This is a genomic window from Mycobacterium sp. GA-0227b (assembly GCF_001499855.1).
Classification (GTDB): Bacteria; Actinomycetota; Actinomycetes; order Mycobacteriales; family Mycobacteriaceae; genus Mycobacterium.
Genome location: NZ_LQIK01000031.1, coordinates 185,196 through 197,501, shown reverse-complemented (window position 1 = coordinate 197,501; position 12,306 = coordinate 185,196). Strand labels below are relative to the sequence as shown.

The window sequence follows — 12,306 nt, the reverse complement described above, 5'->3', positions numbered from 1 at the left end:
CGCTGAATCAGCGTCCGGTGAACCGAGCGTGCTGCGGGCAGTAGACGACGACCGCGGCACGCATCAGCCCCGCAGCTTGCGCACGACTGATGCCATTGTTGGCAAGGCTGTTCACCACGCCCCGCACGACCGGGACTGGGTTGACGGTGCCGGCGAGACCCTGGGTAAGCGCCTCGCAGACGTTGCGGCCGAGCGCGGGCACATCCACCTCAGGGCCGACCGGAATCTCCAGGGCTGCGACCTCATCGGCGAACTTCTTGTCGTCGCCCTGGGCGTTCGCGTTCGCCGCGCTGCCGAACACCGCAAGTGCGGCGGCCACGGTGACGACGGTGAGCTTTCCGCGGCGGAAAGTCATTTCTGCTCCTGACGAATTCGCCCTGGCACTATGGATCGGGACTATGACGGTCGACGTTGCCGGTCAACTCTTCGAACACAAGAGCCCCCACCAGGACGGCAGGGGCTCTCGTCCCCCGCTTGCGCGGGGACCGACGGGCGCGATCAGAGCTCGGTCGCGGATCCGCCCGCGGATGTGATCTTCTCGCGGGCGCTCCCGCTGAACTTGTGCGCGGTGACGTTCACCTTCACGGTGAGCTTGCCGTCGCCCAGCACCTTCACCAACGTGTTCTTGCGCACCGCACCCGCGGCCACCAGCTCGTCGACCCCGACGTCGCCGCCCTTGGGGAACAGCTTGTTGATGTCGCCGACGTTGACGACCTCGTACTCGGTGCGGAACCGGTTGCGGAAGCCCTTCAGCTTGGGCAGCCGCATGTGGATCGGCATCTGCCCGCCCTCGAACGTCGCGGGAACGTTCTTGCGGGCCTTGGTGCCCTTGGTGCCGCGGCCCGCGGTCTTGCCCTTGGAGCCCTCGCCGCGACCCACGCGGGTCTTGGCGGTCTTCGAGCCCGGGGCCGGCTTCAGGTCATGCAGTTTGATGGGTGTCATGATGAGGACTCCACTGCTTCTACTTCTACGAGGTGGTGCACGGTCTTGATCAGACCGCGCGTCTGCGCGTTGTCCTCACGGACGACGGACTGGCGGATCTTCCGCAGCCCCAACGACCGCAGGCTCTCCCGCTGCTTCCAGCGCGCACCGATGGTGCTGCGCACCTGGGTGATCTTGAGCTCAGCCATGGTTTACCCCGATCCTTCACGCGCGGCCGACGCGGCGAGCGCCTCGGCCTCCCGGCGCGCCCGAAGCATGCCGGCAGGCGCCACGTCCTCGATCGGCAGCCCGCGCCGGGCCGCGACCTCTTCCGGACGCTGCAGCAGCTTGAGCGCCGCGACCGTGGCATGCACCACGTTGATCGCGTTGTCGCTGCCCAGAGACTTGGCCAGGATGTCGTGCACGCCAGCACATTCCAGCACCGCGCGGGCGGCGCCGCCGGCGATCACACCGGTACCCGGGCTGGCCGGACGCAGCATCACGACGCCGGCGGCGGCTTCGCCCTGCACCGGGTGGGTGATGGTGCCGCCGATCAGCGGGACCCGGAAGAAGTTCTTGCGCGCCTCTTCGACGCCCTTGGCGATGGCGGCCGGAACTTCCTTGGCCTTGCCGTAGCCGACGCCGACCATGCCTTTACCGTCGCCGACGATCACCAGCGCGGTGAAGCTGAACCGGCGGCCACCCTTGACCACCTTGGACACGCGGTTGATCGAAACGACGCGCTCGAGGTAGTTGCTCTTGTCGCCGCCGTCGCGGCCACGACCGCCACGGTCATCGCGGCGGCCACGGCCGTCGCGGTCACCTCGCGAGCCACGACCTTCGGGCGGGCCGCCGGCAGTTGCCTGTTCGGCCATCATGCAGTCCTTCCGTTGTGAGTCATCAGAATTCCAGCCCGCCTTCGCGTGCCGCATCGGCCAGCGCTGCGATCCGTCCGCCGTAGGTGTAGCCACCGCGGTCGAACACGACCTTCCCGATCCCCGCAGCTTTCGCGCGCTCGGCGATCAGCTGGCCGACCCGCACGCTGTGGGCCTTCTTGTCGCCGTCGACCGCCCGCACATCGGCTTCGGTCGACGAAGCGGCGGCCAGCGTGGTGCCGTTGAGGTCGTTCACCAACTGCACGTGGATGTGCCGCGACGAACGGTTGACGACCAACCGCGGCACTTCGGCCGTACCGGAGATCTTCTTGCGCAACCGCGCGTGCCGACGCAACCGCGCCACCCGCCGGGTCTCGGAGATGTTCTGCCCCACGGGCTTACGCGTCATCGGCGCCTCAGTCTTAGCAGCCATTTGTTACTTACCTGTCTTTCCGACCTTGCGGCGGATCTGCTCACCCTCGTAGCGGATGCCCTTGCCCTTGTAGGGATCGCTCTTCCGCAGGCGGCGGATGTTCGCCGCGACCTGGCCGACCTTCTGCTTGTCGATGCCGGAGATCGAGAACTTCGTCGGCGTCTCCACCGCGAACGTCACACCCTCGGGGGCGTTGATCGTCACGGGGTGGCTGTAGCCGAGCGCGAACTCGAGGTTGGAACCCTTGAGTTGCACGCGGTAGCCGACGCCGAAGATCTCCATCTTGGTGGTGTAACCCTCGGTGACGCCGGTGATCAGGTTGGACACCAGCGTGCGTGACAATCCGTGCAGCGAACGGCTGCGCCGCTCGTCGTCGGGGCGGGTCACCAGGATGGCGCCGTCGTCGTCGCGCGCCACCTTGATCGGCTCGGCGACCGCCAGTTCGAGGGTGCCCTTGGGCCCCTTGACCGACACGTTCTGCCCGTCGATCGACACGTCGACCCCGGCGGGTACCGGGACCGGTTGCTTTCCAATACGCGACATTTGAGCTCTACCCCCCTACCACACGTATGCGAGGACTTCGCCGCCCACGCCCTCTTGGGCTGCCTGGCGGTCGGTTCGAAGGCCCGACGACGTGGAGATGATCGCCACGCCGAGCCCGCCCAGGACCCGCGGCAGATTGGTGGATTTCGCGTACACCCGCAGGCCGGGCTTGGACACCCGGCGCAGCCCGGCGATGCTTCGCTCCCGGCTGGGGCCGTACTTCAGTTGCACGACAAGCGACTTGCCCACCCGCGCATCCTCGGTGTGGTAGTCGGCGATGTAGCCCTCTTTCTTCAGGATCTCGGCGATGTTGGCCTTGATCTTGGAGTGAGGCAGTGTCACCTCGTCGTGATACGCCGAATTGGCGTTGCGCAGACGGGTCAAGAAGTCTGCGATCGGGTCCGTCATAGTCATCGAGCGCTGCTCCTCTTCGTCGCTGCGTCCCCCTCGCAGCTGCGCGGCTGGGGGTACCCCCACCGCATCGTCGTCATCGCGGTCATGACAGCGGGTTCACCTTTCTCGCGGTGGTTCCCGGTTCCAAAGCCTGGAGTCGGGCCTGCCGCAACCTGTTTGGTTGGTCTGGTCGGTTGGCTGGATTACCAGCTGCTCTTCTGCACACCGGGCAGTTCGCCGGCGTGGGCCATCTCGCGCAGGCAGATCCGGCACAGGCCGAACTTGCGGAAGACGGCGTGGGGGCGGCCGCAGCGCTGGCAGCGAGTGTAGGCGCGCACCTTGAACTTCGGCTTCTTGTTGGCCTTGTTGACCAGTGCCTTCTTTGCCATTACTCAGTTCTCCTTGAACGGAAAGCCCAGCGCCCGCAGCAGCGCTCGGCCTTCGTCGTCGGTCGTCGCCGAGGTGACGACGGTGATGTCCATGCCACGCGGCCGGTCGATCGAATCCACGTCGATCTCGTGGAACACCGACTGCTCGGTCAGGCCGAAGGTGTAGTTCCCGGTGCCGTCGAACTGCTTGGGCGACAGGCCGCGGAAGTCGCGGATACGCGGCAGTGCGATCGAGATCAGCCGGTCGAGGAACTCCCACATGCGGTCGCCCCGCAGCGTGACGCGCGCGCCGATCGGCATGCCCTCACGCAGTTTGAACTGGGCGATCGACTTGCGTGCCCGGCGGATCTCCGGCTTCTGACCGGTGATCAGTGCCAGGTCATTGACCGCACCGTTGATCAGCTTGGCGTCGCGGGCGGCGTCACCGACGCCCATGTTGACGACGACCTTCACCACGCCGGGGATCTGCATGACGTTGCCGTAGCCGAACTCTTCTTGCAGCGCGCCCCTGATCTCCTCGCGGTAGCGCTGCTTGAGGCGAGGAAGGGTCTTCACCGAGCTTTCAGTGGTAGTCATCAGATGTCCTTGCCGTTGGTCTTGGCGATGCGGACCTTCTTGCCGGTCTCGTCGTCAACCCGGTACCCGACGCGGGTGGGCTTGCCGTCGGAGTCCACGACCATCACGTTGGAGGCGTCGATCGGCGCCTCCTGGGTGACGATGCCGCCGGACTGCGCGCCGCGCTCGTTGCTCGACACCGCGGTGTGCTTCTTGATCCGGTTGACGCCCTCGACGAGCACCTTGTTGCGGGCCGGGTAGGCGACCAGGACCTTGCCCTTGGCGCCCTTGTCCTTGCCGGAGATGACCAGGACGGTGTCGCCCTTGTGGACCTTCATCTACAACACCTCCGGAGCGAGCGAAACGATCTTCATGAAGCGCTTCTCGCGCAGTTCCCGGCCGACCGGGCCGAAGATGCGCGTGCCACGCGGATCGTTGTCGGGCTTGATGATGACGGCGGCGTTCTCGTCGAACTTGATGTAGCTGCCGTCGGCGCGACGGCGCTCCTTGACGGTGCGCACGACGACGGCCTTCACAATTTCGCCACGCTTGACGTTGCCGCCAGGAATTGCTTCCTTGACCGTCGCCACGATGACATCGCCGATGCCGGCATAGCGCCGCGACGAGCCACCGAGCACGCGGATGCACAGGATCTCCCTGGCGCCCGTGTTGTCGGCGACCTTCAGCCGCGATTCCTGCTGAATCACTCGATCTCCTCGACCTGGTTTTTGTCTGCACGCCAGATACCGACCTGGACGTGCGCGGTCTTGCTGTCACCGAAGAGCACGCGGGGCCTGCCACGAAGGCTGGCCGAGGTCTGCCCAAGGCAACCGCCTGATTCTATGGGACGACCTGCGGGAAACCAAATCCGTCCCATTGCCGCGACCGACCGCGTCTGTACGCCGACACGCCGTTTCTCCATGTACGGGAGCGGTCGCTCGCGGGTGGCGAGAAACCCCTACAGGTCGGCGACGCAGCGGAAGCCGATGTGGCTGGTCGCGGTGTCCTGGGATTGCGGCGACCGGGCGGCCGGTCGGTAGCGCAGGCAGTACTCGGGAGCGCACAGGTGCGAACCGCCCTTGAGGGCTTGGTTCACGTTAGGGTCCGCGCGGCCGCTCGGCGCGCAACACGCCTTGACCGGCTGATCGAGGCGGTGGTGGGCCGTGAACTGCGTCGTCGTCCACTCCCAGACGTTGCCGATCATGTCGACCAACCCGAACCCGTTCGGCGGAAAGGTGCCGACCGGCGAGGTTCCTACCCAGCCCCGCGCGCCGGTGTTGCGGTAGGGGAAGCTGCCCTGCCAGGTGTTGGCCATCAGCCGACCGTCGGGAGCCGCCTCCTCGCCCCACGGGTACGTGGTGGCGGCCCCCCCGCGCGCCGCGTACTCCCATTCCGCCTCGGTGGGCAGCCGACGCCCGGCCCACCGGGCATAGGCCGTTGCGTCGGGATAGGCGATCTGCACGACGGGGTGGTCGGGCCGGTCCGCGAAAGTCCAGTTGCCGCTGTCGGGCCCGAACGGGTGCCGCCAGTCGGCCCCGGGCGTCCAGTGCCACCATTGCCGCCAGTCGCGCAGGTCCACCGGCCCGGGCGTCGGCCAGAACACCAGTGCCCCCGCAACCAGATCCTGCGGCGCGGCCCCGGGGTAGAGCCGCGGGTCCGGGGCTTCTTCGGCGACGGTTCGGTAGCCGGTCGCGGCGACGAACTCGGCGTACTGCGCGTTGGTGACGGGATGGCGGTCGACGGCGAACGCGGACACGTGAACGGTGTGCGCGGGCGCCTCTTCGGGATAGAACTGCGTCGACCCCATCCGGAAAGAGCCCCCCGGCAGCTCGACGAGCTCGGTGAGCATGACGCCAGGGTATGACGACCAGACTCAATCCTTCGCGAAAGCCCGCGCGAACTCCTTTTCCAGATCCGCATACGGCTTGCCCGAGACGTCGATGTTCACCTGGGCGATGATGCCCCCGGTGAACGCGAAAGGTGCCTTGTACGAGCGCGAGACCGGCGAGCCCGTGTTGCGGCCGACGCTCAGGCTGGCACCGGCGAGCCCGAACGTTCCCGGATGCACCCGCATACCGGTCAGCGCGGCGACCTGTTCGTCGTCGATGTACAGCGCGGCCTCCCCGATCGGGGTGTGGCTGCCCTGCACCGTTCCGGTACGCACGTACGCGACTCCGAGGGTGTGGCGCCCCAGCGGCACCGCGCCCGGCGACGACAACTCCTGCTCTTCCTCGCCCAGGAAGTTGTAGACGTAGTGCAGTCGCCCGTCCTGGACGAACATCACATGCCCGCCATGGGCGCCGCCGTGTTTGAACACCACGCCTTCGACGCCGGGGGTGTCGACGGTCAACTCGGCCATCGCGGAGAACGACCGCCCCTGGATCTCGACCGCCGCGCCCATGCCGACGTCGGCCGTCCCCGGGTAGTAGAGGTACGAGTCACGCTGGCCTGCGACGTGCGGCCGCCATCGCGAGATCGTGTCGAAGATGTTCAGGTCGCCGAGCGGCAGCCCGTTGTACTTGTCGGCCTCGGCGAACCATAGCGCCTTGAGTTCCTCGAGTTTGTCCGGATTTTCGGCCGCCAGGTCGTGGCACTGACTGCGGTCGGCTTCGATGTGGAACAGTTCCCAGCGATCGCTGTCGAAGTGCGACCACCCGGCGGGGGATGCGGCGTGCACCGTGTTGGCGAACCAGCCGTCGTGCCAGATGCCCCGGGTGCCGAGCATCGTGTAGAACTGCGTCTGCTTGTCGGTCGATGCCGTCGAATCATCCAGTACCTGCCTGAAACTCACACCGTCCAGTGGCTTCTGCGCTACTCCCTTGACCGTTTCTGGCGGCGTGATGCCGAGCAGTTCGTAGATCGTCGGCGTGACGTCGCAGACGTTGATGTAGTCGTCGCGTACTTCACCGTGTGCCGCAATGCCTTTGGGCCATGAGATGATCGCCGGGTCGGCGATCCCGCCCTCGTGCGATGCGTAGCGCTTGAACAGTTTGTACGGCGTGTTGAACGCCATCGCCCAGCCGGTCGGATAGTGGTTGTATGTCTCGGGACCGCCGAGGTTGTCGAGCAGTCGCAGGCTCTCCTCGACGGTGTCGATGTATCCGTTGAAGAACTTGACCTCGTTGACCGAGCCGTTCGGGCCACCCTCTCCACTGGCGCCGTTGTCGGAGATGACGACGATGATCGTGTTGTCGAGCTGACCCGATTGCTCCAGATAGTCGAGAATGCGCCCGATCTGGGCGTCGGTGTAGGTCAGGAAGCCGGCGAACACTTCGGCCATGCGGGCGAAGACTCGCTTCTCGTCGTCACCGAGTTCGTCCCAGGGCCGCACTGTGTCTTGAGTCGGCCACGGTTCGCCGTTGGGGCCCTTGACTTCTCGGTACGGATTGATCGGCGAGAGTTCGGTGTCGGCAGGCACGATGCCGAGCGCCTTCTGCTTCTCGAGCACCATCTCGCGGTACCGCTCGTAGCCCATGTCGAACGTGCCGGCGTACCGGTCGGCCCACTCCTTGAAGACGTGGTGCGGCGCGTGCCCGGCTCCGGGACAGACGTAGGAGAACCACGGCTTGTCGGGCGCGATGACCTTCGCGTCGCGGATGAACTCGATGGTTCTGTCCGCAAGGTCCTTTGACAGGTGGTAGCCGTCCTCCGGAGTCGCCGGCGGCGCCACGGGATGGTTGTCGTAGACCAGGTCCGGATACCACTGGTCGGTCTCGCCGCCCATGAAGCCGTAGAACCGCTCGAAGCCCCGCGCCAGCGGCCAATGTCGTTTGGTCGACGCCAGATTGGATTCTTCAAGCGGCGTCAGATGCCACTTTCCGACACAGTAGGTGTTGTATCCGTGTTCGGCGAGCACCTCCGACAGCAGCGCGGTGTCGAAAGGGATGCGCCCGTTGCAACCGGGGAAGCCGTCGGTGAACTCCTCGATGGTCGCCATGCCGACCGTCGTCGGGTTGCGACCGGTCAACAGGGACGCGCGGGTCGGCGAGCACAGCGCGGTGGTGTGGAACTGCGACAGCCGGACACCGCGTTCGGCGATGCGGCTCATCGTCGGCATCTCGACCAGACCACCGAAGCAGTCCCAGGTGGCGATCCCGGTGTCGTCCCAGACGATGTAGAGCACATTGGGTGCGTCTTCCGGGGCCGTCGGTGCCGCGTACGGGCCCCAGTCCGGTTCGGAGTCACGGATATCGAGTTCGATTCTGCCGTTGAATTCGGTCGCCATGCTTTGCCTCGTCCCGTGTCGCCTCGCAGTTGGCCTGGAGGTTACACCCGCGGCGTCTGGGTCAGCCGACGAATTGACGACGACGCCATTAATGGTCGCCGAATCAACCACCACTGCACGACTCCCAGCGGAACGGTCCAGCCCAGCCATCCCCCGAGGCCGGCGGCGAACCACAGAAAGTGCTCCGGGTCGCCGCCAAAAACGCTGTCCTGCAATGGCTGACACGTTACGAAGATGATCGGCGTCCAGATCCGGTTGGTGATGACCGACAGCGCCAGCGTCGCGCTGCGCACCACGTGGCGGCGGTGCTCCGACAGGCGTCGTTGCCGTGCGGCCAGGAAGCCGTTCACCGTGAACCACAGCCACAGGGCCGCGAGCACCACGTTGCTCACCGCGAGCAACGGCCCGAACGGGCTGGCCGCCCCGATCACCATCGCGGACGCGGCGGCCGGGATCGCGGTGGCGACGTAGATGCGGCCGCACCGCCGGTGCAGCGCCGGACGACGGGCCCGCAGGCGCGGCCAGATCTGTACGACGGCGGCGACCATCGCGACGCTGGCGAGCATCACGTGGATCACCAACAGCGGATAGTGCAGCGGGAAGGTGGCGGGCACGCGCGTGCCGCCGGCGAAGTAAGGCGGAACAGAGAACGCGAGGAAGCCCGCGACGACGACCGCGAGCCCGGGCGCGAGCCAGCGCGGGCGGGCGCTTGATGCGTATGTCATACGCATCAAGCGTACGGCATACGCTTGCGTTGTCCAGTCGTTTAGGCTGGCGATCGATGAGCGAGCCACTCCCCCGCGTGCTGGAGATTCTCTGGCGCGAGCCGAGCGCTCCTGGGCGGTCCAAGGGGTTGACCCGGGAACGGATCGTGCGCGCGGCCGTCGAGCTGGCCGATGCCGACGGGCTGGCGGCCTTGTCGATGGCGCGGCTGGCCGAGCGCGTCGGCTGCGGCACGATGTCGCTGTACCGGCACGTCGCGAACAAGGACGAACTGGTGATGTTCATGCTTTCCGCTGCACCTGGCCCGCCACCGTCGATGGGTACGACGAATTGGGCTGCCGCACTGACGAACTGGGCGACCGGACTGTGGGAGGTCTATCACCGCCACCCGTGGATCCTGCAGGCAGCGGCGGCGGGCGCACCGGTGGACCCCGGCCAGCTGGCATGGCTGGACGCCGGACTCGCCGCGCTGGGCGACACCGGGCTCGCCGAACGCGACAAGCTCACCGCCGTGATGGCGATCCTGCACTTCGTCCGCGGTGCGGCGGCATTGGACATCGAGGCCGGCAGCGTGGACTGGCCCGACTATCCGGCCTTGCTGCGCAAGCTGATCGCGCCGAAGCAGTTTCCCGCGCTTGCGGCGGCGTTGCAGGACGGTGTGTTCGACCGCACGGATGACGATCCCCTTGCCCATTTCCGTTCGGGTTTGAACCAACTGCTCGACGGTATCGCCGCCCGGATCGGCTAGCGGGACGATCGAGTGCGACTGCCCGCTGTCGGGCGAGCCGTATCCTCTCAAACGCGCCCGTCAATATGTGAAGTCAGCAGCGCAGTTCGGATACCGTTCCTTACGTGTCTACGTCGTTGCCGGGATTCGATGACTGGCTGAACCGCTCGCTCGAAGAATGTGCACGCAACGCAGGCGAAGACCTCGATACCTATGTCGCGCGTGCCGTGGCCCGACAAATGATGGCCGACAAGGTGCGAACCGACAAGATATCGACCAGGGAACTTCTCGACCACCTCTCCGAATGCGGAGTGCTCGAAACCGACTTGATGCCGGACGTATCGGCTGTGATAGCCGACCCCGATCGGCTGCGCTCTGTTCGTGCCACCGGGCTGCTCGATACGCCGCCCGAAGAGGTCTACGACCGGATCACCCGTGCAGCCGCCGACGCGCTGGACGTCCCGTTCGCGGCTTTGTCGCTGGTAGATGTCGACCGGCAATTCTTCAAGAGCACTGCGGGACTAGGCGATATGCCAGTCCAGGAAAGTCAGACGCCGCTCGACCAATCCATCTGTCAGTTCGCAGTCGCAGCCGGCACGCCTTTGGTTCTCGAAGATGCAAGAAGCGACCCGGTTTTCAGGAACCATCCGGTGGTGCGCAGCGGCGCAGTCATCGCCTATCTCGGCATACCCCTGAACGATCACGACGGAAACGCCATCGGCACGCTTTGCGTATTCGACAGCAAGCCGCGACTGTGGGGCACCGGCCACGTCCAGGTCTTGAGTGATCTGGCGCAACTCGCCGCCGAGCGAATTTTCGGTCCACTACCTGCTCCGAGCCAGTAAGACGTCTCCCGTTTCTCGGCGGGTGGGGTAACCGTCCCTGCGACGGCAAAGACGCGACCGAGCCGTTCATTTGGCTGTGTGGCTCGGCACGGCGCATTTAGGATCGGTTGCCATCTTCCGTTCGGGGGTTTGTAAATGCAGCTAGATGCGCGTTCGACGTCGGACCCGTCAATTAGCCGACCCACAATCCCGCGACTGAAGGCCACGCCGGAACCGGTCCAAATCGGCGTCCCGACGCTGCCGCGCTGGCTCGAACGCATTCGCACCGACCCCTGGTACTCGGTGATCACCGTGGCGGTCGATGCCCTGTACGCCGCCATCGCCGTACTCCTGGCGCATTGGTGGATCCCGGGCGAGCTGGAGCAAGAGCGCAACATCGCCCTGTATTCGTGGATCTTCGTGCCGGTAGTGGTTCTCGTATTGGCCACCCGGTCGCTGTACCGACAAAAGCTCAACCACGGATTTCTCGACGACTTCGAACCGGTGGAGACGTCAATCGCGGTGGCCGCTCTGGCGACGTTGACGATCATGCTGCTGCTTGTGCCTCGCTTCGAGGCCGGCGACGTTGTCGTCCCCTACGTCCGTCCCAGCGAGGTTGTCTTGCGGATCTGGGTATGCGCGGCCATTCTCATCCCGGCGGTCCGCCTGCTCAGGTCGTTGATCAACCGCTGGCTACGACGCAAGTTCCATGTTGGTGTGCCGGCGCTCATCGTCGGCTCCGGACCGATCGCCCATCAGCTCATCTGCCGGATGCGCCAGGTGCCGGACTACGGCCTATGGCCCGCAGGCATGCTGGACGACATACGGCCAACTGACGCAGAGGAATCCGGGGTGCCGTACCTGGGCACCACGGGCAATCTCGAGAGCGCGGCGCGCTACTGCCGCGCTGAGGAACTCCTCATCGCGCCGTCGACGTTGTCTGACGAACAATTGGCACGGACCGCCCATCAGGGCCAGCAGCTCGGAATGCGGGTTCATGTGGTGCCCCGGTTGATGGACGCCGTCGGCAGCGGCACCAGGATCGAGCACCTGGGCGGCATACCTCTGATGGTGCTGGCCCGCGTGGATCCAAAAGGCTGGCAGTTCGCCGTCAAGCACGTCCTCGACCGGGCGGCTGCCCTGGTGGGCCTGGTGCTCGTCTCTCCTCTGTTGATTGTGCTGATGCTCGCGGTCAGACTCAGTTCGCCCGGGCCGATCTTCTTCGGTCAGGAGCGGATCGGACGCGACGGAAAAGTCTTCCGCTGCCTGAAGTTTCGTACTATGCGCCTCCAGGATCCGGCCGAGGCGGGTTTTGACTTGGAGGCAGGCGCGGCACCTGGCGGAGTGGAGGGCGACGATCGGCGCACTCGGATAGGCAAGATCATGCGCAAGGCGTCGCTGGATGAGCTGCCTCAACTCTTCAATGTGCTGCGCGGGGAAATGAGTCTGGTCGGCCCGCGTCCCGAACGCCCCGAGTTCGTCGAATTGTTCGAGATGCATGTGCGGCGCTACGGCGAGCGGCACAGGGTGAAGGCAGGCGTCACGGGCTGGGCGCAAGTGCACGGCCTCCGGGGACGGACCTCGATTGCTGACCGGGCCGAATGGGACAACTATTACATCGACAACTGGTCGCTACACCTGGACTTCAAGATCCTGGTGCTGACCCTACTGGCGGTGCTGCGCCCCGTAGAAGATTGA

General features: G+C 65.8%; 17 protein-coding genes. 3 read left to right on the top strand and 14 right to left on the bottom strand.

Features of this window, described 5'->3' with window-relative positions:
- Positions 1 to 7 precede the first annotated feature (7 nt).
- The 14 genes from AU185_RS20235 to AU185_RS20170 all read right to left on the bottom strand — a co-directional run bounded on the left by AU185_RS20235 (position 8) and on the right by AU185_RS20170 (position 9,059).
- Positions 8 to 355: a DUF732 domain-containing protein gene (locus AU185_RS20235; RefSeq protein WP_059101369.1), complete on the bottom strand. Its 348-nt coding sequence runs from the start codon at positions 353 to 355 to the stop codon at positions 8 to 10.
- Between the two features lie 143 nt (positions 356 to 498).
- Positions 499 to 942, bottom strand: coding sequence for a 50S ribosomal protein L15 (gene rplO / locus AU185_RS20230; RefSeq protein WP_059101368.1), 444 nt, complete (start codon positions 940 to 942; stop codon positions 499 to 501).
- Positions 939 to 1,130: a 50S ribosomal protein L30 gene (gene rpmD, locus AU185_RS20225; RefSeq protein WP_059101367.1), complete on the bottom strand. Its 192-nt coding sequence runs from the start codon at positions 1,128 to 1,130 to the stop codon at positions 939 to 941. Before rpmD ends, rplO begins: the two co-directional genes overlap by 4 nt.
- Positions 1,131 to 1,133: 3 nt before the next feature.
- A complete protein-coding gene (gene rpsE / locus AU185_RS20220) occupies positions 1,134 to 1,796 on the bottom strand; it encodes a 30S ribosomal protein S5 (RefSeq protein WP_059101527.1) in 663 nt (220 codons plus the stop codon).
- Between the two features lie 25 nt (positions 1,797 to 1,821).
- Complete coding sequence (gene rplR / locus AU185_RS20215) at positions 1,822 to 2,205, bottom strand: 50S ribosomal protein L18 (RefSeq protein ID WP_082683993.1); 384 nt, start codon at positions 2,203 to 2,205, stop codon at positions 1,822 to 1,824.
- 27 nt (positions 2,206 to 2,232) lie between these two features.
- Positions 2,233 to 2,772 (bottom strand): 50S ribosomal protein L6, encoded by a 540-nt coding sequence (rplF, locus tag AU185_RS20210; protein ID WP_059101365.1) that lies wholly within the window; start codon positions 2,770 to 2,772, stop codon positions 2,233 to 2,235.
- A 15-nt stretch (positions 2,773 to 2,787) separates the two neighbouring features.
- Positions 2,788 to 3,186 (bottom strand): 30S ribosomal protein S8, encoded by a 399-nt coding sequence (gene rpsH / locus AU185_RS20205; RefSeq protein WP_059101364.1) that lies wholly within the window; start codon positions 3,184 to 3,186, stop codon positions 2,788 to 2,790.
- A 182-nt stretch (positions 3,187 to 3,368) separates the two neighbouring features.
- Positions 3,369 to 3,554 (bottom strand): type Z 30S ribosomal protein S14, encoded by a 186-nt coding sequence (locus AU185_RS20200; protein WP_059101363.1) that lies wholly within the window; start codon positions 3,552 to 3,554, stop codon positions 3,369 to 3,371.
- Positions 3,555 to 3,557: 3 nt separating this feature from the next.
- Positions 3,558 to 4,130, bottom strand: a complete 573-nt coding sequence (gene rplE, locus AU185_RS20195; protein ID WP_059101362.1) for a 50S ribosomal protein L5 — start codon at positions 4,128 to 4,130, stop codon at positions 3,558 to 3,560.
- Positions 4,130 to 4,447 (bottom strand): 50S ribosomal protein L24, encoded by a 318-nt coding sequence (gene rplX, locus AU185_RS20190; protein WP_059101361.1) that lies wholly within the window; start codon positions 4,445 to 4,447, stop codon positions 4,130 to 4,132. The genes rplE and rplX overlap by 1 nt, the downstream gene beginning before the upstream one ends.
- Positions 4,448 to 4,816 carry a 50S ribosomal protein L14 gene (rplN, locus tag AU185_RS20185; protein WP_059101360.1) on the bottom strand — a complete coding sequence of 123 codons (369 nt, stop codon included), beginning with the start codon at positions 4,814 to 4,816 and terminating at the stop codon, positions 4,448 to 4,450.
- Between the two features lie 251 nt (positions 4,817 to 5,067).
- Entirely contained in the window at positions 5,068 to 5,958 is an 891-nt protein-coding gene (locus AU185_RS20180) for a formylglycine-generating enzyme family protein (RefSeq protein WP_059101359.1), read from the bottom strand.
- A 24-nt stretch (positions 5,959 to 5,982) separates the two neighbouring features.
- Positions 5,983 to 8,334: an arylsulfatase gene (locus tag AU185_RS20175; RefSeq protein ID WP_059101358.1), complete on the bottom strand. Its 2,352-nt coding sequence runs from the start codon at positions 8,332 to 8,334 to the stop codon at positions 5,983 to 5,985.
- Between the two features lie 41 nt (positions 8,335 to 8,375).
- Positions 8,376 to 9,059: a DUF2306 domain-containing protein gene (locus AU185_RS20170; protein ID WP_059101357.1), complete on the bottom strand. Its 684-nt coding sequence runs from the start codon at positions 9,057 to 9,059 to the stop codon at positions 8,376 to 8,378.
- Between the two features lie 56 nt (positions 9,060 to 9,115).
- On the opposite strand from AU185_RS20170, the gene AU185_RS20165 reads away from it, so the two are divergent.
- From AU185_RS20165 to AU185_RS20155, 3 genes are all read left to right on the top strand, one after another.
- Positions 9,116 to 9,805, top strand: coding sequence for a TetR/AcrR family transcriptional regulator (locus tag AU185_RS20165; protein ID WP_059101356.1), 690 nt, complete (start codon positions 9,116 to 9,118; stop codon positions 9,803 to 9,805).
- Positions 9,806 to 9,909: 104 nt separating this feature from the next.
- Positions 9,910 to 10,629, top strand: a complete 720-nt coding sequence (locus AU185_RS20160; RefSeq protein WP_231740419.1) for a GAF domain-containing protein — start codon at positions 9,910 to 9,912, stop codon at positions 10,627 to 10,629.
- Positions 10,630 to 10,764: 135 nt separating this feature from the next.
- Positions 10,765 to 12,306 carry a sugar transferase gene (locus tag AU185_RS20155; RefSeq protein WP_082683992.1) on the top strand — a complete coding sequence of 514 codons (1,542 nt, stop codon included), beginning with the start codon at positions 10,765 to 10,767 and terminating at the stop codon, positions 12,304 to 12,306.